Source organism: Bradyrhizobium sp. SSBR45G (assembly GCF_030159255.1).
GTDB lineage: Bacteria > Pseudomonadota > Alphaproteobacteria > Rhizobiales > Xanthobacteraceae > Bradyrhizobium.
The window spans coordinates 35665-59148 of record NZ_BSCT01000037.1; the positions used below are offsets into that span (position 1 = coordinate 35665).

The 23484-nt window shown below is 65.0% G+C and carries 20 protein-coding genes; all 20 read right to left on the reverse strand.

What is annotated here, in order from left to right:
• Nucleotides 1–2 precede the first annotated feature (2 nt).
• Entirely contained in the window at nt 3–644 is a 642-nt protein-coding gene (gene cheD / locus QQL87_RS30490) for a chemoreceptor glutamine deamidase CheD (RefSeq protein WP_284422760.1), read from the reverse strand.
• Nucleotides 641–1465 (reverse strand): CheR family methyltransferase, encoded by an 825-nt coding sequence (locus tag QQL87_RS30495; RefSeq protein WP_284422798.1) that lies wholly within the window; start codon nt 1463–1465, stop codon nt 641–643. Before QQL87_RS30495 ends, cheD begins: the two co-directional genes overlap by 4 nt.
• 47 nt (nt 1466–1512) lie before the next feature.
• The gene (locus QQL87_RS30500) at nt 1513–4413 is read right to left on the reverse strand and encodes a methyl-accepting chemotaxis protein (RefSeq protein WP_284422761.1); all 2901 of its coding nucleotides are present in this window, start codon (nt 4411–4413) and stop codon (nt 1513–1515) included.
• Nucleotides 4414–4440: 27 nt separating this feature from the next.
• Entirely contained in the window at nt 4441–4911 is a 471-nt protein-coding gene (locus tag QQL87_RS30505) for a chemotaxis protein CheW (protein ID WP_284422762.1), read from the reverse strand.
• Nucleotides 4912–4963: 52 nt separating this feature from the next.
• A complete protein-coding gene (locus QQL87_RS30510) occupies nt 4964–7018 on the reverse strand; it encodes a chemotaxis protein CheA (RefSeq protein WP_284422763.1) in 2055 nt (684 codons plus the stop codon).
• Complete coding sequence (locus tag QQL87_RS30515; protein ID WP_284422764.1) at nt 7009–7374, reverse strand: response regulator; 366 nt, start codon at nt 7372–7374, stop codon at nt 7009–7011. The genes QQL87_RS30510 and QQL87_RS30515 overlap by 10 nt, the downstream gene beginning before the upstream one ends.
• A gap of 1 nt (nt 7375) precedes the next feature.
• The gene (locus tag QQL87_RS30520; RefSeq protein ID WP_284422765.1) at nt 7376–7810 is read right to left on the reverse strand and encodes an STAS domain-containing protein; all 435 of its coding nucleotides are present in this window, start codon (nt 7808–7810) and stop codon (nt 7376–7378) included.
• A gap of 537 nt (nt 7811–8347) precedes the next feature.
• Complete coding sequence (gene mmsB, locus QQL87_RS30525; RefSeq protein ID WP_284422766.1) at nt 8348–9538, reverse strand: multiple monosaccharide ABC transporter permease; 1191 nt, start codon at nt 9536–9538, stop codon at nt 8348–8350.
• 21 nt (nt 9539–9559) lie between these two features.
• A complete protein-coding gene (gene mmsA / locus QQL87_RS30530; protein WP_284422767.1) occupies nt 9560–11110 on the reverse strand; it encodes a multiple monosaccharide ABC transporter ATP-binding protein in 1551 nt (516 codons plus the stop codon).
• 144 nt (nt 11111–11254) lie between these two features.
• Nucleotides 11255–12322: a multiple monosaccharide ABC transporter substrate-binding protein gene (chvE, locus tag QQL87_RS30535; protein WP_284422768.1), complete on the reverse strand. Its 1068-nt coding sequence runs from the start codon at nt 12320–12322 to the stop codon at nt 11255–11257.
• Nucleotides 12323–12430: 108 nt separating this feature from the next.
• A complete protein-coding gene (locus QQL87_RS30540) occupies nt 12431–13312 on the reverse strand; it encodes an SMP-30/gluconolactonase/LRE family protein (protein WP_284422799.1) in 882 nt (293 codons plus the stop codon).
• Entirely contained in the window at nt 13312–14394 is a 1083-nt protein-coding gene (locus QQL87_RS30545; RefSeq protein ID WP_284422800.1) for an aldose epimerase family protein, read from the reverse strand. Before QQL87_RS30545 ends, QQL87_RS30540 begins: the two co-directional genes overlap by 1 nt.
• Before the next feature lie 4 nt (nt 14395–14398).
• Nucleotides 14399–15325 carry a Gfo/Idh/MocA family protein gene (locus QQL87_RS30550; RefSeq protein ID WP_284422769.1) on the reverse strand — a complete coding sequence of 309 codons (927 nt, stop codon included), beginning with the start codon at nt 15323–15325 and terminating at the stop codon, nt 14399–14401.
• Nucleotides 15326–15329: 4 nt separating this feature from the next.
• Entirely contained in the window at nt 15330–16259 is a 930-nt protein-coding gene (locus tag QQL87_RS30555; RefSeq protein ID WP_284422770.1) for a dihydrodipicolinate synthase family protein, read from the reverse strand.
• A gap of 9 nt (nt 16260–16268) precedes the next feature.
• On the reverse strand, nt 16269–18005 hold the full coding sequence (locus QQL87_RS30560) for an IlvD/Edd family dehydratase (RefSeq protein ID WP_284422771.1): 1737 nt from the start codon (nt 18003–18005) through the stop codon (nt 16269–16271).
• On the reverse strand, nt 18002–18745 hold the full coding sequence (locus QQL87_RS30565; protein WP_284422772.1) for a FadR/GntR family transcriptional regulator: 744 nt from the start codon (nt 18743–18745) through the stop codon (nt 18002–18004). Before QQL87_RS30565 ends, QQL87_RS30560 begins: the two co-directional genes overlap by 4 nt.
• Nucleotides 18742–19737 (reverse strand): galactofuranose ABC transporter, permease protein YjfF, encoded by a 996-nt coding sequence (gene yjfF, locus QQL87_RS30570; RefSeq protein ID WP_284422773.1) that lies wholly within the window; start codon nt 19735–19737, stop codon nt 18742–18744. Before yjfF ends, QQL87_RS30565 begins: the two co-directional genes overlap by 4 nt.
• Nucleotides 19734–20726, reverse strand: a complete 993-nt coding sequence (locus QQL87_RS30575) for an ABC transporter permease (protein ID WP_284422774.1) — start codon at nt 20724–20726, stop codon at nt 19734–19736. The genes yjfF and QQL87_RS30575 overlap by 4 nt, the downstream gene beginning before the upstream one ends.
• Nucleotides 20723–22273 (reverse strand): sugar ABC transporter ATP-binding protein, encoded by a 1551-nt coding sequence (locus QQL87_RS30580; protein ID WP_284422775.1) that lies wholly within the window; start codon nt 22271–22273, stop codon nt 20723–20725. Before QQL87_RS30580 ends, QQL87_RS30575 begins: the two co-directional genes overlap by 4 nt.
• Nucleotides 22274–22512: 239 nt before the next feature.
• Nucleotides 22513–23478, reverse strand: coding sequence for a galactofuranose ABC transporter, galactofuranose-binding protein YtfQ (gene ytfQ, locus QQL87_RS30585; RefSeq protein WP_284422776.1), 966 nt, complete (start codon nt 23476–23478; stop codon nt 22513–22515).
• Between the last annotated feature and the right edge of the window lie 6 nt (nt 23479–23484).

A 23484-nucleotide genomic window follows, 5' to 3' on the forward strand; every position in this document is an offset into this window, starting at 1 on the left:
CCTCAAAATAGCTCGACCGATCCATCGACGGGTTTGGCCTGGATTCTGGAGTTGTATGACGTCTCTTCGCGCGCCACGGTGTACCTGTCGTTTCGCGGCAGTTCGAGGAGCATGACCCTCCCGCTGAAGGGAAAATAGTGGACGCGGCGCGGCTGCGAGCCGCGCAGATGATAAGCCGTGATCGGGAGATTTTCCGCCGCCAGATATGCCTCGACGAAATCGGCATTGCGGTGCCCGATGTTTGAAAGGCCCTTGAGCACGTTTGCTCCGCCGAACACCTTGATCTCGAGCCGGTGGCGCGCACCTCCGCGCGCGAGCACGTCGTTGATCAGCCGCTCCATCGCAACGTTACCGTAGCGCATGCCCGCCGATGCGTGGCCCCATTCGCCGTCGAAGGCCTCCGGCAGCATGAAATGGTTCATGCCGCCGACTTTCGCGACCGGATCGTGGATGCAGGCCGCCACGCAGGAGCCGAGAATCGTGACCAGCATCTCCTGCCGTTCGCCGCTGACGTAATGCTCACCGGGCAGCACTTTGACAACCATCGCGTCGAACCGCTTGTCCAGATACCGGCGCGCGTGGGCCGGCAGTTCGTGGCTGACGTGAGGGGGGTGCGAATGGTGCCGCTTTGTCCTGGCCGTCATCTGCACCTCCGGTAGATCGTGCGGCCGACCAGTTCGAGACGGTCGGTGATGCCGAGCAGGTTCTCGGAATGACCGACGATGAGCCAGCCATCCGGCTTGAGCATGTCCGCATAGCGATCGAACAGCCTGCGCTGGGTCGGCTTGTCGAAGTAGATCACCACGTTGCGGCAAAAGATCACATCGAACGGTCCCGACATCGGCCAGGATTCGAGCAGGTTGAGATGAGCAAAGGTAATGAGATCGCAGGTCTCATCATTCATGGCGACCTGCCCGTCCTGCGTCGTGGTGAAACGCTTGCGAAGGGGCGCAGGAATGCTTTCCGCACGCTCCGAATCGTAGATGCCGCGTGCGGCATGCGCAATGACGTTGGTGTCGAGGTCGGTCGCGAGAATCTTGACGTTCCAGCCGGCCAATGATTGCGGACCACTCAGCAGCGTCATCGCAATGCTATAGGGCTCCTCCCCGCTCGAACAGCCCGCCGACCAGATGCGGATGCGGCGGGTATCGCTGTTCGAAGCCATCAGTCCGGGAACGATCTCCTTCGTCAGGTAGTCGAAGTGATGGGGCTCGCGAAAGAAGCTCGTATGGTTCGTCGTGACCGCGTTGATGAAGTTGCGCAGCTCGTCGTCGCCATCGCGCCCCTCCAGCAATCGGCAATATTGTGAGAAGTTGGTCAGCCCGAGCGCGCGCAGGCGACGGCCAAGCCGGCCATGAATGAACGCGCGCTTGCGCTCGCTCAACACGATACCGGCGGTGCTCATCACAAGCTTCGAGAGCTTGCGAAAGTCCGTGTCTTGTAGCGCAAACTCTTCTTCCACCATCACCTCCCCAGAACCTGCGGGGCGCCACACAGGCGCCCCGCGAGCCGTCAGAACTCCTTCCAATCCGCATCGCCCGCACCGACGACGCGGCGACGCGTCGGCTCGGTCTCGGAATATCTGGCTGCCGGAGCGGGGTGCCGCGGGGACGCCGGCGCGGGCTTGGCAGCCGCGTGGCGCATCGTCGCGAGCTTTTCCTTGGAGGCGCCGAGCGAGCGATCGACCACCGGGTTTCCGGTCCGCGCCGGGTGCGGCTGGCTGTGCTCGAACTCGGGCAGCACCATGAACCGGCCGACCATCTCGGCCATTGCGGCCGTCTGCTCCTCCATCGACTTGGCTGCAGCCGCAGCTTCCTCGACCAACGCCGCGTTCTGCTGCGTGACCTTGTCCATCTGCGTGACGGCGTTGTTGACCTGCTCGATGCCGCCGCGCTGCTCCTGCGAGGCCGCGGAGATCTCGGCCATGATGTCGGTGACGCGCTTCACCGACTGGACGATCTCTTCCATCGTCTTGCCGGCGGTGTCGACCAGGCGCGAGCCCGACTCCACCTTGGAGACGGAATCCGAGATCAGCCCCTTGATCTCCTTGGCGGCATTGGCGCTGCGCTGCGCCAGGTTGCGCACCTCGGCGGCGACCACGGCGAAGCCACGGCCCTGATCGCCGGCCCGCGCCGCTTCGACTGCGGCATTGAGCGCCAGGATATTGGTCTGGAACGCGATCTCGTCGATAACCCCGATGATGTCGGCGATCTTGCGGCTGGCCTGGGTGATGCCGTCCATCGTCTGCACCACTTCGGCGACCACTGTGCCGCCCTTGATCGCGACGTCGGAGGCGGACGAGGCGAGCTTGTTGGCCTGCTGCGCGTTCTCGGCATTCTGCCGCACGGTCGAGGTCAACTCCTCCATGCTGGCGGCCGTCTCCTCGAGACTTGCGGCCTGTTCCTCAGTCCGCTGCGACAGGTCGGTATTGCCGGTCGCGATCTCGCGAGCCGCGCTCGACAACGTGTGCGAGCTTTCCGCGACGTCGCCGATCATCGACGACATCGTATCCAACAGCCCATTGACGCCGGCGCAGAGCTCCTGGATCTCACCGGCCTTGTTGTCCATCGGGATGCGTGGACGCAGATCGTTCTGCTTGGCCGCAGCCACCGCATCCTGAATCTGCCCGGCAGCGACGCGCAGCGCCTCGGCGGCCTTTGCCTGAGCGGCCATCGTGTCGAGCAGGCCGTTGACGCCGGAGCAGAGCTCGCCGAGATCGCCGGACTTTCCAGCCATCGAAATCCGCGGCTCGAGATTGTTGGCCTTCGCTGCGGCCACGACGTCCTGGATCTGGCCGACCGTCGCCTCGAGCGCCTGCGCGGCCCTCACCTGCTCCGTGACGTCGGTGGCATATTTCACAACCTTGAACGGTTTGCCGTCCGGCCCCATGATCGGGTTGTAGCTGGCCTGGATCCAGACCTCCTTGCCGCCCTTGCCCAGGCGTTTGTACTGGCCGGCGTCGTACTCGCCGCGGGCGAGCTTGTCCCAGAACATGCGATAGTCGTTGGAGCTGCGGTATGCGGCATCGACGAACATCGAATGGTGCTGCCCCTTGATCTCGACCAGCGAGTAGCCCAACGCGTTCAGGAAGTTTTCGTTGGCATTGAGAACCTTGCCGTCCATCGTGAACTCGATGACGGCCTGGGCCTTGCCAATCGCCTCGATCTGGCCGCTGAAATCGGCGTTCCGGATCACGTCCTGGGTGATGTCGGTCGCATATTTCACGACCTTGAACGGCTTGCCGTCCGGCCCGATGATCGGATTGTAGCTGGCCTGGATCCACACCTCCTTGCCGCCTTTGCCGATGCGCTTGTACTGGCCGGCGTCGTACTCGCCGCGGCCGAGCTTGTCCCAGAACATGCGGTAGTCGTTCGAGCCGCGATAGGCGCTGTCAACGAACATCGAATGATGCTGCCCCTTGATCTCGCCCAACGTGTAACCCAGCGCATTCAGGAAGTTCTCGTTGGCATTGAGAACCTTGCCGTCCATCGTGAACTCGATGACGGCCTGGGCCTTGTTGATGGCGGAGATCTGGCCGCTGAAATCGGCGTTCCTCATCACCTGCTCGGTGATATCAGCCGCATATTTCACCACCCGGTAGGCCTTGCCCTTGGGATCCATCATCGGATTGTAGCTGGCCTGGATCCAGACCTCGCGCCCGCCCTTGCCGATCCGCTTGTACTGCCCGGCATCGTATTCACCGCGGGCAAGCTTGTCCCAGAATTGCCTGTACTCGGCACTCTGCCGATAGGCCGGGTCTACAAACATCGAATGATGCTGGCCCTTGAGCTCGGCGAGAGAGTAGCCCAGCGCATTCAGGAAATTCTCATTGGCCTCGACGATCGTGCCATCGAGCTCGAAGACGATCATCGCCTGCGATCGCTTGATCGCCGCAAGTTGAGCGACGCGGTCTCTCACTTCCGTAACATCGGCCCATTCCAGCATGAAGCCTTGACTGGTGCCCTGCCGGCTGTGCATCGCACTGACGCTGAGCGAGATCTTAAGCGGCCCAACCGAGATATCGGTGCGGAACGGCATGTTGGCCGGATTGGCCAGCATCGCGCGCTGATGGGCCGGGTTGCGATGGAAGACGTCGATGCAGGTTCCGATCATCGTGCCGGGATCGAAGCTCGGCCAGACCTTGCGGAACTCGGCCAGATGCTGGCTGAAGAGCTGCTTCGAGGCCTGATTGAGGTAGGTGACCTTGAGATCATTGTCGACCAGCATCACGGCGCTGGTCACCTTCTCGATCAGGCTGGACAACTGCTCATCACGTCCGGATGACCGAGGCGCGGATGGCGCCTTGACCACGGTCTTGGAGCGACTGCTGCGCGAGCGAGCCTTCGGCTTGGGAGCAGCGCCGCCATCGGTGGTGAAGTCCTGCATGATGTTCTCCTCGAAAGTGTCGCTCATGACGATCTCGCAAAATGTTGTGATGGTTTAGGCCGCTACCGCGGCGTCTGCCCGGGCGGCGGTGGTCGTGACGGACGCTTTGGGCGTTCCAAAGAGGCCGGCCAGCGACACCAGCGTCACCATCCGGTTTTCGATCGCGACCAGCCCTTCGAGGAACTGATCCTCGATCGGCACTCCCATATCGGGCACATCACGGATTTCCTTGGGGTCGACTGAAATGATGTCGGAGACGGTATCGACCAAAAGCCCCACGGTACGCGTGCCCGCCGCGACGATGATCACGACATGCATGCTGGTCGGTACGGTGACGCCAACGCCGAACCGGGCGCGCAGATCGAAGATCGGCACGATGATGCCGCGGAGATTGATCACGCCGCGGACATGCGCCGGCGCATTGGGGATCATGGTGGTCTCGGTCCAGCCCTTGATTTCGCGGACCACCATGATGTCGATGCCGTACTCCTCATCACCCAGGGTGAAGGTGATGAACTGCTGCACATTCTCGCTCACGGCGGCTGATTCCTGGCCGAAATGGATGGCGGGCTTGCTGTCAGGCTGCATCGACGATGTCCTTTGCAGTTTCAATCTTGAATTGGTCTGGCGAAGGCAACCTTCCGCCCGTGCCGCGGACGTCGATCTCGTGCAGACGCGCCACGTCGAGGATCAGCGCGACGCGCCCGTTGCCGAGGATGGTCGCGCCGCTGATGCCGTCGACCGGCTCGTAGTTGGCCTCGAGGCTCTTCACGACGACCTGCTGCTGGCCGAGAAGCTCGTCCACGACGATGCCGACGCGGCCGGCGCTTTCGCTCTGCACGATGATCACGATGCCGCGGCAGGGATCGCCGATCGCATCGCCGATCGAGAACACGCGATGCAAATAGACCAGCGGCAGATATTCGCCGCGCAGCGCAAGGACGTTGCCGCGACCGACGATAGGATGGATGTCCGAGGTCTGCGGCCGCAGATTCTCGACGATGGCGACGAGCGGGATGATGAACGTCTCACGTCCCACCGACACCACCATGCCGTCGACGACGGCGAGCGTGAGCGGCAGCGACAGCGTGAAGGAGGAGCCGTGCCCGAAGCGCGAGCGCACCGAGATCCGTCCGCCCAGCGCCTGCACGTTGCGCTTCACGACATCCATCCCGACCCCTCGGCCCGAGATGCTGGTGATCACCTCGGCTGTCGAGAACGCCGGCAGGAAGATCAGATTGTCGATCTCGTCCTCGCTGAGACTGGCGCCGGCCGGCACGAGGCCGCGCGCCTGGGCCTTGGCGAGGATCTTCTCGCGATTGATGCCGCGGCCGTCATCCGAGACCTCGATGACGATACGGCCGCTGCGCTGCGCTGCCGACAGAAGAATGGTGCCCTGGCGCGGCTTGCCGGCCGCCACGCGCTCGGACGGCGGCTCGATGCCATGATCGAGCGCGTTGCGGATCATGTGCGTCAAGGGGTCGTTGAGCTGCTCGATGACCGTCTTGTCGATCTCGGTCATCTCTCCGGAGGTGACGATGCGCACCTCCTTGCCCAAGGTGGCAGCGAGCTCGCGCACGATCCGCGGCATGCGCGCAAACACCGACTTCACCGGCTGCGCGCGGATCGCCATCACGCTTTCCTGCAGCTCGCGGGCGCTCTGGGCCAGCGCCTCGATGCCCTGGATGAGCTGCGGATATGTGTCGGCCGGGAGCGACAGGCCCTGCTCGGTCAGCATCGCCTGGCTGATCACGAGCTCGCCGACGAGATTGACCAGCCGGTCGACCTTGTCGACATCGACGCGGATCGACTGAGCCACGCTGACCTGCGCGACAGCGGACGCAACTACGCTGCCGGCATCGCTGGCGGCCGCCTCGGCCGGGCCTGCAGCCGCTTCGAGCAGCTCGATCTCGAGATCGCAATCATCCTCGACGAATTCGAAGACGTCCTGGAGCGCCCCGCGCGGCACGGCGGTCTCCAAGGTGAATGTCCAGGACAAGTAGGCTGACTCGGGATCCAGCGCCTCGAGCGGCGGCAGACTGGAGCTGTCCGCCTCGATGGTTAGCGTGCCGAGCTTGCGCAGCTGCCGGATCAGCAGCAGCGGTTCGTTCGCCTTCCGCAGCATCTCAGTATGCGGTCGAAACCGGACACGGTATTTCTGCTCGGACAGCGATCGCGTCTCCGCCGCAACCGACCCCACGGCGACATCAATCGCCTGGCCCGCGCCAAGAAGCGCGTCCCGCATGGCAACGCTGATATCCGCCGCGAAATTGGGCGGCAGCGGCTGCTCGAGCCGCGCCGCGTGAACGATATCCGCAAGCGCATCGCTGGCCCGCAGCAGCAGCTGCTTGATCTCCTGGCTTGCCGCCACCTTCTGATCGCGCAGGGCGTCGAGCAGGCTTTCGAACGTATGCGAGAACGCCACCAGGTCGGTGCAGCCGAAAGCTCCTGCGCCGCCCTTGATGGAATGCACCGACCGGAAGATCGCGTGGAGCGTCTCCTCGTCCTCGCGCCCTGACGACAGGAGTTCGAGGTTGGACTGCAACGCGTCGAGCAGCTCCGCGCATTCCTCGAAGTACGTCTTGCGGAATTGCGCGACCGGATAGGCTTCCTGCTCGGACGTTACGGGCATACGCGGTTGACCGTTGCGATCAATTGCTCGGGATTGAACGGCTTGACCAGCCATCCCGTCGCGCCGGCTGCCTTGCCGTCAGCCTTCTTGGCGCCATCGCTTTCGGTCGTGAGGATCAGGATCGGCACAGCGCGGTGCTGACTGCCGGCCCGAACGCTCTTGATCAGCGAGATGCCGTCCATGTTCGGCATGTTCAGATCCGTGATGATCAGATCGAACTTGCCGCCGGTCAGCACGTTCAGTGCTGCCTTGCCATCCTCGGCTTCTGCCACATCGAAGCCAGCCTTCTTCAACGTGAAAGACACCATGTCGCGCATGGTCTTCGAGTCGTCGACTGCCAGAATTCGCTTGGTCATGTCACTCCATCCAATTGTCAAATTCGTGCCGAAGTCCGAGATCGGCGATCGCCGTCCTGAACAACTCCGATGCCTGCTTGATCTTGAAAGACTTGTTGGCCGCTCGCGCTCCTCGAGCGGCCGCGAGCAGGATCTGGACGCAAGGCGTCGACATCCGCTCTACGCCGCTCGCATCGAGCACGACGCTGCCGGCATTCACGATCCGGATCATCTCCTCGCGCAACTGCGTCGCCTGCGTCAGATCCAGCATCTGAGGAAGCGCATGAGCGACCACCGGCGCGTCTCCGGTTGCGGCATGGTCTTTCGTCCCGATCGCGTCCGTCATCGTACAAATATCCGTGGACTGCTGAGCGATGACCGCGACGCAGAAAACGCCGCGAACATCACTGACCTTGAATTCACGCTGAAGCCCTGGCGCGCGCCGCAACTCGTTCAAATTGCGTGGAAAGCGATTGTTGGATTGTTAAATATGAGCGCCGTAATACTACGGCCACTCTACCGTGGCGTGTTCATCCATAGGTGCAGAGGTTGCTAATCGAACTGCGAAGCGGTCCCAACTGGATCGGCGCTTCGCAAGCTGTGCCGGCCGGTCGGTCTCCAGCGCAGACCAAGTTTGCCGATAACCGTCGCCAGTGGCGGCGGGCTCGCCGTGCGGTCGCTCGCAGGACCGAGCATGTGTGGCGGAGATATTTGGGTGTTGGGGCATGCGTCATTAGCTCGGCGAATTCGCCTGAGCTGGTAGCAACGCGCCGGTTAAGAGACTCCGGGCCAACTGCCGCACCAGCGGCCCGCAAGACTACGGTCCCGCCCAACGGGCGGGATCGCATCTACGAGGGCGCGGCCCTCATGTGCACACTTTGATGATCAGCAAGAGGGCGCAGGGCGATGAACTGCCGCCGGCCGAAACGATGCCGGCGTGAGCGAGGCCGCCGCCGGGCAGCCTCGCGCTCACGCCGAACAGTCGAGGACGTTCTCAGCGGCGCTGGTTGTAGACGTCGATGCAGACGGCGCCGAGCAGCACCAGGCCCTTGATGACCTGCTGATAGTCGATGCCGATGCCGAGAATGGACATGCCGTTGTTCATCACGCCCATGATCATGGCACCGATGACGGCGCCACCCACCCTGCCGACGCCGCCATAGGCCGAGGCACCGCCGATGAAGCAGGCCGCGATGACGTCGAGCTCGAAGCCGAGGCCGGCCTTCGGCGTCGCCGTATTGAGCCGCGCGGCGAAGATCAGGCCGGCCAGCGCCGCCAGCACGCCCATGTTGACGAAGGTCATGAACACGAGCCGCTCGGTCTTGATGCCCGACAGCTTGGCCGCCTTGGCATTGCCGCCGACCGCGTAGATCTGCCGGCCCACCACGGTCCGACGCGTCATGAAGCCGTAGAGCGCGATCAGCGCGGTCATGATGACCAGCACGTTCGGCAGGCCGCGATGCGAGGCGATCAGATAGGTGAAGTAGAGCAGCGCGCCGGCCAGCACGACGTTCTTGGCGGCGAAGAAGGCGAACGGCTCGACCTCGATGCCATGCTCCACTTCGCGCGCGCGGCCCTTGACGCTGGCATAGACCAGGATGAGCGTCAGCACAGCGCCGATCGCGAGCGACGTCGGATTGAGATTGCCGGCGCCCGAGAACAGCTCCGGAATGAACCCCGAGGACAGCTTCTGGAACGTGCCCGGGAACGGCCCGACGGACTGGCCCTGCAGCAGCGCCAGCGCCAGCCCCTTGAACACCAGCATGCCGGCCAGGGTCACGATGAATGAGGGAATGCCGAAATAGGCCACCCAATAGCCTTGCGCCGCGCCGATCGCGCCACCGACGATCAGGCAGGCGATGATCGCGAGCGGAAAGTCGACATGGTAGCGGACCATCAGCACCGCCGCGACCGCGCCGACGAAGCCCGCGACCGAGCCGACCGACAGATCGATGTGCCCGGTGACGATGACCAGCAGCATGCCCAGCGCCATGATCACGATGTAGCTGTTCTGCAGCACCAGGTTGGTGAGGTTGAGCGGCTGCAGCAGCGTGCCGTCGGTCATGACCTGGAAGAACAGCATGATCACGAACAACGACATCAGCATGCCGTAGCTGCGCAGGTTGTTCTTCAGGAAGCCGCTATGCGACTTCTCCTCCGGGAGCGAAACCGTCTTGTCGGTCATGGCTGGCGTCCTCCCGACCGCTTACGCGGCCGTCCCCTGGTTCTTGATGGTTTCGTTGCGCATGATGGCGCGCATGATCTTTTCCTGCGTCGCCTCCGATCCGGCGAACTCGCCGACGAAGGCGCCGTCGTTCATCACGCAGATGCGGTCACAGATCCCGAGCAACTCGGGCATTTCCGAAGAGATCACGACGACGCCGCGGCCGGCATCGGCGAGTTCCTGGATGATACAGTAAATCTCATATTTGGCGCCAACGTCGATGCCGCGCGTCGGCTCATCCAGGATCAAGACCTTGGGATCGGTCATCAGCCATTTCGACAGCACGACCTTCTGCTGGTTGCCGCCGGAGAGCTGGCCGGCCTCCTGGTAGACGTCGGAGCAGCGGATCCGCATCCGGCCGCGGTATCCGGACGCCGCCTTGAGCTCGGCAATGTCGTCGATCACGCCCTTCGACGCGACCTGGGCAAGGCTGGCCAGGGTGATGTTTTTCCGCACGTCATCCGCCAGCACCAGGCCGAGCTGCTTGCGGTCCTCTGTGACATAGGCCAGGCCCGCGTCGATCGCAGCGGGCACGCTGGTGAGATGGACATCATGGCCCTCGAGACGGGCGCGGCCGGTGATGTTGACACCCCAGGAGCGGCCGAACAGGCTCATGGCGAATTCGGTGCGGCCGGCGCCCATCAGGCCAGCAATGCCGACGATCTCGCCGCGCCGCACCATGAAGTCGACGTTCTTGATCACCTGACGGTCGGTATGCTGCGGATGATAGACCGACCAGTTCTCGACCGTGAACACCGGCTCGCCGATCTTCGGCTGCCGCTCGGGAAAGCGGTGCGCCATATCGCGATTCACCATGCTCTTGATGATGCGGTCCTCCAGAACCGGCTCGGCGCGGCAATCGATGCCGTCGACGCTGCGTCCGTCGCGCAGCACCGTGATGCGGTCGGCGACGCGGGCCACCTCGTTGAGCTTGTGCGTGATCAGGATCGACGAGATGCCCTGCTCGCGGAAGGTGACGAGGCGGTCGAGCAACGCCTGGCTGTCGGCCTCGTTCAGGCTCGCCGTCGGCTCATCCAGGATCAGGAGCTTGACGCGCTTGGACAGCGCTTTCGCGATCTCGACCAGCTGCTGCTTGCCGACGCCGAGATCGGTGATCAGCGTATCCGGCGATTCCTTCAATCCCACCTGGGCGAGCAATTGCTGGGTGCGGCGGTAGACCTCGTCGCGATCGATGACGCCGAAGCGTGACGGTGCATGCGACAGGAAGATGTTCTCGGCGATCGACATCAGCGGGATCAGCGCGAGCTCCTGATGGATGATGATGATGCCGAGCGCCTCGGAATCATTGATGTCGCGGAAGCGGCGCTCCTCGCCCTCGAAAATGATCTGGCCCTCGTAGCGGCCATGGGGATAGACGCCGCTGAGCACCTTCATCAGGGTCGACTTGCCGGCGCCATTCTCGCCGACCAACGCGTGGATCTCGCCGGGCTCGACGGCGAAGCTGACGTCACGCAATGCCTGCACATTGCCGAAGCTCTTGCTGACGTTGCGCATTTCCAGGATTGCGGTCATCGTCTGATGTCTCTGTTCATGACGCGAAGTTCATGACGCCAAGCTCAAGCTAATGACGCCAACTCGCCCGTGCCCCGCGAGCTTCAGGAAGACGTCCCCCTCCCCGGAAAGCAGGGAGGGGAACGCTCAACTCCTAGACCGAGATCACTCGACCTGCGACTTCTTGTAGTAGCCGCCTTCGATCAGGACCTTCTCCCAATTGCTCTTGTCGACCACGACCGGCTTGAGCAGATAGGCCGGGACGACCTTGACGCCGTTGTTGTAGGTCTTGGTATCGTTGACCTGCACTTCCTTGCCGCTCAGCGACGCATCGACCATGTCGGCGGTCACCTTGGCGAGATCGCGAGTGTCCTTGAAGATGGTCGAGTACTGGTCGCCGCGCAGGATCGCCTTGACCGACGGCACCTCGGCATCCTGGCCGGAGATGACCGGCATCGGCTGGTTGCCGCTGCCATAGCCGACGCCCTTCAGGGACGAGATGATGCCGATCGAGAGGCCGTCATAGGGCGACAGCACCGCGTCGACACGCTTGTTGCCGTAATAAGCGCTGAGCAGGTTGTCCATGCGGGCCTGGGCGGTGGCGCCGTCCCAGCGCAGGGTCGCGACCTTGTCCATGCCCTTCTGACCGGAGGCCACGACGAGCTTGCCGGAGTCGAGATAGGGCTGCAGCACCGACATCGCGCCGTTGTAGAAGAAGTAGGCGTTGTTGTCGTCCGGCGAGCCGCCGAACAGCTCGATGTTGAACGGACCCTTGCCGTCCTTCAGCCCGAGCTTGTCGACGATCGACTGCGCCTGCAGCACGCCGACCTGGAAGTTGTCGAACGTCGCGTAGTAGTCGAGGTTCGGCGTGTCGCGGATCAGGCGGTCATAGGCGATCACGGTGATGCCCTTGGCCTTGGCCTGCTTCAGCACGTCCGACAGCGTCGTGCCGTCGATCGCCGCGATGACCAGCACCTTGGAGCCCTTGGTCACCATGTTCTCGATCTGCGAGAGCTGGTTCGGGATATCATCCTCGGCATATTGCAGGTCGGTGTTGTAGCCGCGCTCCTTCAACACCTTCACGATGTTGTTGCCGTCGTCGATCCAGCGCGCCGACGATTTGGTCGGCATCGCGATGCCGACGGTCGCCTTCTGCGCCAAGGCGGCGCTGGATACGGCCATCACACCGAGGCCGGCCAGGGCGGCGGCCATGAAAGTCTTCAATTTCGACATACTTCACTCCCTTTTGGATTTTCGAGTTTGAGCAATGAATACGCGATCATCGATCGCGGTACCAGATAGCAGTTGGGCTGAACGACGCTAGACTGATTGTTCCTCCTGTCAGATCGAGAGCCTGACGTCGGGCTCCGCCCGGCCGCGGGCGCCGACATCGAGCAGAAAGGTCTGGCCATGGCCCGGGTCGGCGGCCTTGGCCGCCGCGTCCATGTCCTGCCAGGCCGAGGTGACCAGCAGGCGCGACAGGTCCGCGCCGACGAAGGCCGGGCAGCTCGCCTGGCTGGCCGGCACGGCAATGGAGCGCAGGTGCTCGCCCTGCGGGCTGTAGACGTCGACACAACCGCCGCCCCAGCGGGCATTCCAGATCCGTCCCTCGGCATCGACGACGGCGCCGTCGAGGCCGCCGACGCCGGAGTGACGCAGCAGCACCTCCGGCTCGCCGCGCGGCAGACCCGTCGCCGGATCGAGCGCGACGCGGTGAAGCACGTTCTCGTGGGTGTCGGCGAAATAGCCGACCGAGCCATCCGCCGAGAAGCAGATCGCGTTGGGAATGGTGACGTTCGGGAACAGCCGGATGATCTCGCCGCCTCGCAAGGCGTAGATCGCCCCCAGCCCATGCTCCGCCTTGCGGCCCATGGTACCGATCCAGAACGTGCCGGAGGGATGGACGCGGGAGTCGTTTGACCGCGTCGCCGGATTGTCGGCTTCGAGCGGCAGATAGAGCGACACAGCACCGTCGGCGACGGTGCGAATATAAAGCCCGTCCTCGGCGACGATCAGCTGGCGCCCAGCATCGATGCGGCCGAGCGCGCTGGCCATCCGCCCCAGCTCATGACGGCGAACCTCACCGCTGCCGATCTTGGCCTCGAACAGCCGACCCTCGCGAATGTCGAACCACCACGCGGTGTCGGTTGCCGGATCATAGGTCGGACCTTCGCCGAGATGGCAGCGCTCGGCGCACAACACGGTCGTCGGCACCTGCTCCATCATGCGGTCGCTCCTGTGGTCGAGAAGCGGTACACGGTCTCGTGCCTGTACACGTCGTCGGGCGAAAGGCGTGCGCTTGGAAAATCCGGCCGGTTCGGGCTGTCCGGCCAGACCTGCGGTTCCAGGCAGACGGCGTCGGATTGGCGATAGACGCGCCCCTTGCCGCTGACGGTCGCATCGATGTAGTTGCCGGAATAGATCTGCAGTCCGGGCTGATCGGTCAGCAGTTCCATGACCCGCCCGGAGCGCGACGACTCGAGCCGGGCCGCAAGACGCACGCCGGCACCGTCGCGCAGACAGAAATTGTGGTCATAGCCACGGCCGCATCTGATCTGCGCGTCGTCGCTGCGGATACGCGCGCCGATCGCATGCGCCTCGCGGAAGTCGAACGGCGTGCCGGCAACGGACTGCGGCGGTCCCGCCAGCGGGATCGCGGTTTCGTCGATCGCGAGATAGTGGTCCGCCGCGAGCGTCAGGCGATGATCGAGAATGCCGGTCCCGGCGGCCAGGCCGTCGAGATTGAAGAAGCTGTGGTTGGTCAGGTTGACGACCGTCGTGCGCGTCGTCCGGGCACTGAAGCTGACGGACAGCTCCATCGGTCCTGTCAGCTGATAGGTGACGCGCACGTCGAGCCGCCCCGGATAGTTGGCCTCACCGTCGGGACTGACATAGAGCATCGTGACCGAGGGCTGCGCGCCATCGTCTGTCGCGACGATCTGCCAGAGCTTGCGGTCGAAGCCGTCGGGGCCGCCATGCAAGGCATGCGCGCCATTGTTGGCGTCGAGGCGCACGTCCTGGCCGTCGAGCGAAAAGCGCGCCTTGGCGATGCGGTTGGCGTAACGTCCCACCGTTGCGCCGAAAAACTTCCGGAGCAGCACATAGCTCAACAGATCCTCGTGCCCGAGCACGACGTCGTCGACGGCGCCTCGCGCATCGGGCACCAGCAGGGCCTGCAGCGCCGCGCCGAAGGTGATCACGCGCGCCTCGAAGCCGTCGGCGCCACGCAACGTGACGCGCTCGACCTCACGGCCGTCGGGCAGCGTTCCAAAGATGTCCCGGGTGATCCGCGTCTCGTCGGCCATGGCTCTAGTCCTCGAAGGGCTCGACGAAGTGGCGGCGGCCGAGCAGGAAGGCGTCGGCGACGAGCCGCAACGGTGCGAGATCGACATCGCTGGCGCCGGTCTTCGTCAGCTCGACGAAGCGACGATAGAGCCCGGGATACTCCCGTTCCTTTTCGTCGATCATCACCTGGTCGTCCGCGGTCATGCGCGCGCCGCCCAGCGACAGCTTCAGCTGCCCTTCGTCGGTCTCGATGCGGATGTCCCAGCTCTGCGGCCCGGTCTGGCGGAAGTCGAACTCGGCTGCGATCGGCAGATCGCTGGCGGTCGCCAGCGTCAGGTTGGCCGCAATCGGCGCCTGGCGGTTGGACGGGAACGACAGCTCGGCCTCGGTCAGGAACACCGGCTCGGGCAGGATGCGGGTCAGGATCGACAGCGCGTTGATGCCGGGATCGAACACGCCGAGACCGCCCGGCTCCCAGATCCAGCCCTGCCCCGGATGCCAGACGCGCACGTCCTCCTTCCAATCGATGCGGACGCTGCGGATCTCGCGCGACGAAAGCCACTCGCGCGCCGGCTCAACCGCCGGCGCGTAGCGCGAATGCCAGGTCGCAAACAGCGTGCGCTGTTTCGCGGCCGCGAGCGCAATCAGTGGATCGAGCTCGGTGACGGCGGCCCCCGGCGGCTTTTCCAGCATCACATGCTTGCCGGCCTCGAGCGCAGCGAGCGCCTGCGCGCGACGCACCTGCGGCGGCGTGCACAATGCGACGGCGTCGATCTCCGGCCCGTCGCGCAGCAGTTCCTCGATGGTGCCGAAATGCGGCAGGCCGGGCAGCGAGGCATTGCGGCTGGCGACGGCCGTCAATGTCACGCCGTCGGTGGCGGCGATCGCCGGCACGTGCTGATCCCGCGCGATCTTGCCGAAGCCGACGATGGCAACACGAAGCTCGCTCATGGCCTCAGCGTCCCCAGCGCAGCACGACCGGGTCGAGCCGGCGCGCGATCTCGATCAGGCCCTTTTGCGTCGCCGGATGGATCGGCGGCTGCGGGCTGCGCAACGTGTCGTGGCGGATCACGCCGCCCGCCTTCATCAGGATCTTGCAGGTGGCCAGGCCGCACTGCCGGTTCTCGTAGTTGATCAGCGGCAGCCAGCGTTCATAGGCCGCAGCCGCGGCCTCGCGATCGCCAGCGAAATAGGGATCGATGATCTTGCGGATACCGTCGGGATAGCCGCCGCCGGTCATCGCGCCGGTGGCGCCGGCGTCGAGATCGGCCATCAGCGTAATCGCCTCCTCGCCGTCCCACGGGCCTTCGATCGCAGCGCCGCCGGCCTCGATCAGCGCGCGCAGCTTGTCGGCCGCGCGCGGCACCTCGATCTTGAAATAAGCGAGGTTCTCGATCTCCTTGGCCATCCGCGCCAGGAACGGCACCGATAGCGGCGTGCCCGCGACCGGCGCGTCCTGCACCATGATCGGAATCGAGATCGCGTCGGAGACGCCGCGATAGAACTCGTAGATCGATGTATCAGGCACGCGGAAGGTGGCGCCGTGGTAGGGCGGCATCACCATGACCATGGAAGCGCCCTTGTCCTGCGCCCGGCGCGAGCGCTCGGCGCAGACGAAGGTCGAGAAATGGGTGGTCGTGACGATGATCGGCACGCGTCCCGCGACATGCTCCAGCACCGTGGTCATGACGAGATCGCGCTCGTCATCGGTCAGCACGAACTGCTCGGAGAAGTTGGCGAGGATGCAGATGCCGTGCGAGCCGGCATCGATCATGAAGTCGATCGCGCGCTTCTGGCCCTCGAGATCGAGACGGCCGTCAGCGTCGAAGATGGTCGGCGCGACCGGGAAGACGCCCTTGTAGAGCTTTCTGGATGAAGCGGTCATGCGGCACCTCTAGTGATTGTCGCGCGGCACGGGCGAGCCGCTGCGGCCGACGAGGAAATCGAAATCGACGCCGCGATCGGCCTGCAGCACGTGATCGATGTAGAGCTTCTGATAGCCGCGAGCGGCATGCGGCGCCGGCGGCGTCCAGGCGGCGCGGCGCGCGGCGAGCTCCTCGTCGCTGACATGCAGATGCAGCCGGCGCGCGGCGACGTCGAGCGTGATCATGTCGCCGTTCTTGACCAGCGCAAGCGGACCGCCAATGGTGGCCTCAGGGGCGACATGCAGCACCACCGTGCCATAGGCCGTTCCCGACATGCGCGCATCCGAGATGCGGATCATGTCGCGCACGCCCTGGCGCAGGACCTTCGCCGGCAGCGGCATGTTGCCGACCTCGGCCATGCCTGGATAGCCCTTCGGGCCGCAATTCTTCAGCACCATGATGCAGGACGCATCGATGTCGAGATTGTCGTCGTCGACGGCGTCATGCATCTCCTCGACACTCTCGAACACCACGGCGCGGCCGGTGTGGTTCATCAATTCCGGCGAGGCCGCCGATGGCTTGATCACGGCGCCGTTGGGCGCGAGGTTGCCGGTGAGGATCGCGATGCCAGCTTCCGTCTTGAACGGCGTCTCGAACGGCGTGATGACCTCGGCATTGTAGTTCGGCGCCGCGGCGACGTTGTCCCACAGCGTCTTGCCGTTGACGGTGCGGGCGTCCTTGTGCAGCAGGCCGCGTTCGCCGAGCGCGCGCAGCACGGCCGGCAGGCCGCCCGCATAGTAGAAATCCTCCATCAGGAAGCGCCCCGACGGCATCAGGTCGACCAGGCAATTCACGTCGCGGCAGAGACGGTCGAAATCGTCGAGGTTCAGTTCGACGCCAACGCGCCCGGCGATGGCGAGCAGATGCACCACCGCATTGGTCGAGCCGCCGATCGCGGCCAGGGTGCGGATTGCGTTTTCGAACGCCTGGCGCGTCAGGATGTCCGACGGCTTGAGATCTTCGCCGACCATCTCAACGATGCGCCGACCGGCCATGCGCGCCAGCAGGTTGCGGCGTGCGTCAGCGGCGGGGATCGCGGCGTTCTCCGGCAGGCCGATGCCGAGCGCTTCGACCATCGAGGCCATCGTCGATGCCGTGCCCATGGTCATGCAGCTGCCGGCGGAGCGGTTCATGCCGGCCTCGGCCTCGTGGAATTCCTTGAGCGTGATCTCGCCGGCGCGCAATTGCTCGCTCATCGAGATGATGTTGGTGCCGGAGCCGATGATCTGGCCGCGATAGACGCCGCGCAACTGCGGGCCACCGGACACGCCGATCGTGGGGAGATCCGCCGAGGCCGCGCCCATCAGGAGCGCCGGCGTGGTCTTGTCGCAGCCCATCAGCAGCACGACGCCGTCGAGCGGATGCGCGCGGATCGCCTCCTCGACATCCATCGAGGCGAGGTTGCGGAACAGCATCGCGGTCGGGCGCATCGTCACCTCGCCAAGCGAGGAGACCGGGAACTCCAGCGGATAGCCGCCGGCATCGAGCACGCCCTGGCGGACATGCTCGGCGATGACGCGGAAATGCCCGTTGCAGGGCGTCAGCTCCGACCAGGTGTTGCAGATGCCGATGACCGGACGGCCCTCGAAGCGGTCCTGCGGCGTGCCGCTGTTCTTCAGGAATGAGCGATAATAGAAGCCCATCTTGTCCTGGCGGCCGAACCATGCCTGGCTCCGCAGCGTCTTCTTCTGGTTGTCGTTGGTCATTCCCGGTCCGTTCGTGCAGCCGACTGCGCATGGCGCCGCCGGCCGTTGTAGATGACTTCGATCATGGCTTCGGAGGCCGCCTCGGGGTCTCCCGCGGCGATCGCATCGATGATGCGCTGGTGCCAGACCAGCACGGTGTCGCGATCGGCGGTCTCGATCGGCGCGCTCAGGACGAACGAGGCGCGCAAGGCGGCTTCGATGACCGCGCCGATCGAGCGCATGAAGGGATTGCCCGAGGCATTGGCGATCGCGATGTGCAGCGCAAGATCGGCGTCGGCGAAAGCGACGGAGGTCGACGGCTCGCGCTCCATCTGCGCCATCGCCTTGCGCATCGAAGCGACGTCGTCGTCGCTGCGGCGTTCGGCCGCGAGCGCGGCGGCGCGCGGCTCGATCGCCAGGCGGATCTCGGCGAGGTCGGCGAGGAAGCGCTTGTCGATGCCGGCATCGAGGTGCCAGGCCAGCACGTCAGGATCGAACATGTTCCAGTCGGAGCGCCCGCGCACCACGGTGCCGACGCGCGCCTTGGTCGACAGCAGCCCCTTCGCCACCAGCGTCTTGACGCTCTCGCGCAGCACTGGCCTGGAGACGCCGAACGTCGCCGTCAGCTCGGCGTCGCCCGGCAGGCGCGCGCCTTCGCCCAGGCGGCCGGAGATGATGTCGATGCCGATGCTGCGGGCCACCTCGGCATGGTTGGAATGCGCGCGCCGCGTCGGAATCGAGACGATGTGCGACGTCGTCACGTGCTCGCTCCCACGGGCTTTGCGCCCGCCGGCTTGACGGATGAGCGGCGCGCGAGCGCCATCAGACCTTGCTGCAGCGCAATGAAAACGAACAACAGAACCCCCGTGGCGATCTTGGTCCACCAGCTCGACAGCGTGCCGTCGAAATTGATGTAGGTCTGGATCATGCCCTGGATCAGGACGCCGAGGAAGGTGCCAATGACGGAGCCCTGTCCGCCCGTCAACAATGTTCCGCCAATCACGACCGCGGCGATGGTGTCGAGCTCGACGCCGACCGCCGAGAGGGAATAGCCGGCGGCGGTATAGAACGAGAAGACGATGCCGGCGAGGCCGGCAAGCACGCTCGACAGCATATAGATCCGGATCGTCATCGGCCCGACCGGAATGCCCATCAGCGCCGTCGCGGCACGGCTGCCGCCGAGCGCATAGACATTGGCGCCGAACCTGGTCAGATGCAGCAGCAGCGCGCAGACCACCAGGATCACCAGCATCGCAATGGCGATCGCCGTGAGGCGCCCTCCCCCAGGCAGCCGGATCGCGAAATCGGACACGGCGCTGTAGATCGGGGCGGTGATCGGAATCGATTCGGTCGACAGCAGGAAGCTGACGCCGCGCGCCAGGAACATGCCGGCGAGCGTCACGATGAACGGCGGCAGATCGAAGACGTGGATGATGGCGCCCATCGCGGCGCCGAACAGCGCGCACAGCACCAGCACGAGCGCGAATGCAGCGAGCGGCGGGATGCCCCAGCGCTCGACCGCCAGCGCCACGAACACCGTGGTGAAGCCGATCACCGAGCCGACCGAGAGGTCGATGCCGCCGGAGATGATGACGAAGATCATGCCGGCCGCGACGATGCCGAGGAAGGCGTTGTCGGTGAGCAGATTGGCGACGACGCGGGTCGAGGCGATGTTCGGGAACTGCAGCGCGCACAGCACGAAGCCCACGACCAGCACGACGGCGGTGATCGCAATCGAGGTCGATGCCTTCATGGCTTGGTCCTCCGCCAGCGCGCGGTGAAGCGCTGGATATCGCCGAGCCGCGGCGACTGCGCCAGCAGCACGGCCAGCACCACGACGGCCTTCACCAGCAGGTTGAGCTCCGGCGGATAGCCGGAGAGCAGGATGCCGGTGTTCATGGACTGGATGATCAGCGCACCGGCCACCGCCAGCACGAGGCTGAAGCGGCCGCCGAACAGCGAGGTGCCGCCGACCACGACAGCGAGAATGGCGTCGAGCTCGAGCCACAGCCCGGCATTGTTGGCATCCGCGCCCATGATGTCGGCGGCGGCGATGACGCCGGCGAGCGCCGCGCAGATGCCGCACCAGATATACACCGACAGGATCATGGCGCGGGTGCCGACGCCCGACAGCTCGCTGGCGCGCGCATTGCCGCCGGTCGCCTCGATCAGGAGCCCCAGCGCGGTGCCGCGCACGACCGCGGCGGTCAGCAGCAGCATGCCGATCGCGATCGCGACCGGCGTCGGCAGGCCGAACACCGCGCCGTTGCCCATCCACACCAGGTCGGGCGAGGTGAAGGTGACGATGCGGCCCTCGGTGATCAGCTGCGCGATGCCGCGGCCCGCGACCATCAGGATCAAGGTGGCGACGATCGGCTGGATCCGCAGGACGGCAACGAGGATGCCGTTCCAGAGCCCGCACGCCAGGCCCACCGCGAGCGCCGAGGCAATCACGACCGGCAGCGAATGGGTATCGGCGAGGCTCGCGGCGGTGGCGCCCGCGATCGCCATGACGGCGCCGACCGAGAGGTCGATGCCGCCGGTTGCGATGACCAGCACCATTCCGAGTGACAGCAGCGCCACCGGCGTGCCGCGGTTGAGCACGTCGATCACGCTGCCGAACAGCCGGCCATCCTGCAGATGCAGATTGAAGAACTGCGGCGACACCGCGCGATCGATCATCAGGATCACGATCAGCGCGAACGCCTGCGCGAGGCCGCGGCGGGGAATCCGGAGCGTCATGATGCGACCTCCTGCGCGGCCGGTGCATCAGCGGCGATCGCCGCAAGGATGCTGGAGACCTCGACGGCGTCGCCTTTCAACTCCTCGACATGGGCGCGGTCGCGCAGCACGATGACGCGGTTGGAATAGGTGACGATCTCGTCCAGCTCCGAGGAGATCACGAGCAGCGCGAGCCCCTGCTCGCACAAGTCACGCACCAGACGGATGATCTCGGCATGCGCCCCGACGTCGATGCCCCGCGTGGGCTCGTCCAGCACCAGCAGCTTCGGCGACGTGGCGAGCCAGCGTGCCAGTAGCGCCTTCTGCTGATTGCCACCGGACAACAGACCGATCGGCCGCTCCGGATCAGGCGGGCGGATGTCGAGCATGCGGATATAGCGCAGCGCGATCTCGTCCTGCTCGCGCCGCGACAGCGGCCGGTGCAGGCCGCGCCGCGCCTGCAGCGCCAGCACGATGTTCTCGCGCACGGTGAGCTCGGCGACGATGCCCTCGGTCTTGCGCTCCTCCGGGCAGTAGCCGAAGCCGAGGCCGGCGGCATCGCGCGGCGAATTCAGCCTGATCGCCTTGCCGTCGACCGTGGCCGCGCCGCTGTCGGCGCGCTCGGCGCCAAATACCAGCCGCGCCGTCTCGGTGCGGCCGGAGCCGAGCAGACCCGCGAGCCCGACCACCTCGCCACGGCGCAGTTCGAGATCGAACGGCGCGAGATAGCCCTGCTTGCCAAACCCCTTGAAGCTGACGCAGACCTCACGCGCCGTGTCCGGCTGGCTGGCCGCGCGCTCGTGGGTGGTCTCGGCCAGCTCGCGGCCCAGCATCATGCGGATCAGGTCGAGCCGCGGCAGCTGGGCGATCTCGCGCGAACCAATCAAACGGCCATTGCGCAGCACGGTGACGCGGTCGCAGATCTCGTAGACCTGATCGAGGAAATGGCTGACGAAGACGATGCCGATGCCATCAGCCGCAAGCTTGCGCATCACCTTGAACAGGATCTCGACCTCGTGGCGGTCGAGGCTGGCGGTCGGCTCGTCGAGAATGAGGACGCGTGCGGACAGATCGACCGCGCGCGCGATCGCCGTGATGTGCTGGACCGCGACCGAGTAGCTCGCCAAGGGCGCGCCGACATCGATGTCCAGGCCGTAGTCGAGCAGCAGCGCATGCGCCCGCCGCTTCATCTCGGCCTCCCGCACGACGCCGAAGCGCGTCGGCTGCCGGCCGAGATAGAGATTCTGCGCTACCGACAAATTCGGCAGCAGATTCACTTCCTGATAGACGGTGGCGATGCCGGCATCGAGCGCATCCTTGGCCGAACGCGGCGCAATTTCCCGGTTCGCAAGCCGGACGGTGCCCGCATCACGTGCGAACACGCCGGTGACCACCTTGATCAGGGTCGACTTGCCGGCGCCGTTTTCACCGAGCAGCGCATGAATCTCGCCCTCACCCAGGGTGAAGTCGACATCATCCAGCGCCTTCAACGCACCGAAGCTCTTGGTCAGGCCACGAATGTCCAGCAGAGCTGGACGCGTCGCCGGCGGAGCTGAACTATCAGACATGACGAACTACTTGGCGAGACGATTGGAGATCAGCCAGGAAGCTGACGCCCGCACAGAGTGCAGACGCCAGCACCTGTTTTCGTCGTCCCGGCGAACGCCGGGACCCATACCGCGGATGGGTTGATTGAGGCACTTGGCCAATACCGTGGGCCTCATCAGCTGCGGTGGCTATGGGTCCTGGCTCCAGGTGCGCAATTGCGCACCAGGCCAGGACGACGGCATTCATCAGACTTGCCGGCTCAGTAGCCGAGGCCCTTCTTGCTGTCGTAGACCTTCTGCGGTTCGTCAGCCGCCGTGTAGAGCTTCGATTCCGTCTGGATCCACTTCGGCGGAACGGTGCCCTTCTCCTTGTAGGCGATGATGGCATCGAGCGCGGGGCCAGCCATGTTCGGCGTCAGCTCGACGGTCGCATTGGCCTCGCCCGCAGCGATCGCCTTGAAGATATCCGGCACGGCGTCGATCGAGACGGTCAGGACGTCCTTGCCCGGCTTGAGGCCGGCTTCCTTCATCGCCTGGATCGCGCCGACCATCATGTCGTCATTGTGGGCGTAGACGGCGCAGATCGACTTGCCGCCGTTCTCGGCCTTGATGAAGCTCTCCATCACCTCTTTGCCCTTGGCACGGGTGAACTCGCCGGTCTGGCTGCGCACGACCTTCAGGTTGGCATTCTTGGCCACCACGGCGTCAAAGCCTTTCTTGCGGTTGGTGGCGACGCTGGCGCCGACGGTGCCCTGCAGCTCGACCACGTTGCAGGCCTTGCCGCCGACGGTCTTGGCGAGCCACTCACCGGCCACTTCGCCTTCATGCACGCTGTCGGAGGTGACGGCGGTCAGATAGAGGTCCTTGCCCGCGGGATCGATGTCGCGATCGAGCAGCACCACCGGAATCTTGGCTTCCTTGGCTTCCTTCAGCACGGCATCCCAGCCGGAGGCCACGACGGGCGCGAGGAAGATGGCGTCCACGCCCTGGGCGATGAAGGAGCGGATCGCCTTGATCTGGTTTTCCTGCTTCTGCTGCGCGTCGGCGATCTTGAGGTTCACCTTGCGCTTGGCGGCTTCCGACTTCGAGACCGAGGTCTCGGCGGCGCGCCAGCCGGACTCGGATCCGATCTGCGAGAAGCCAACGGTCAACTCCGCGGCACTGGCGGATGTGGCAAGCAACAAGGCGGCCGTGGCGGATGCCGCAAAGAGGGCTTTCAGGTTCATCAGGCG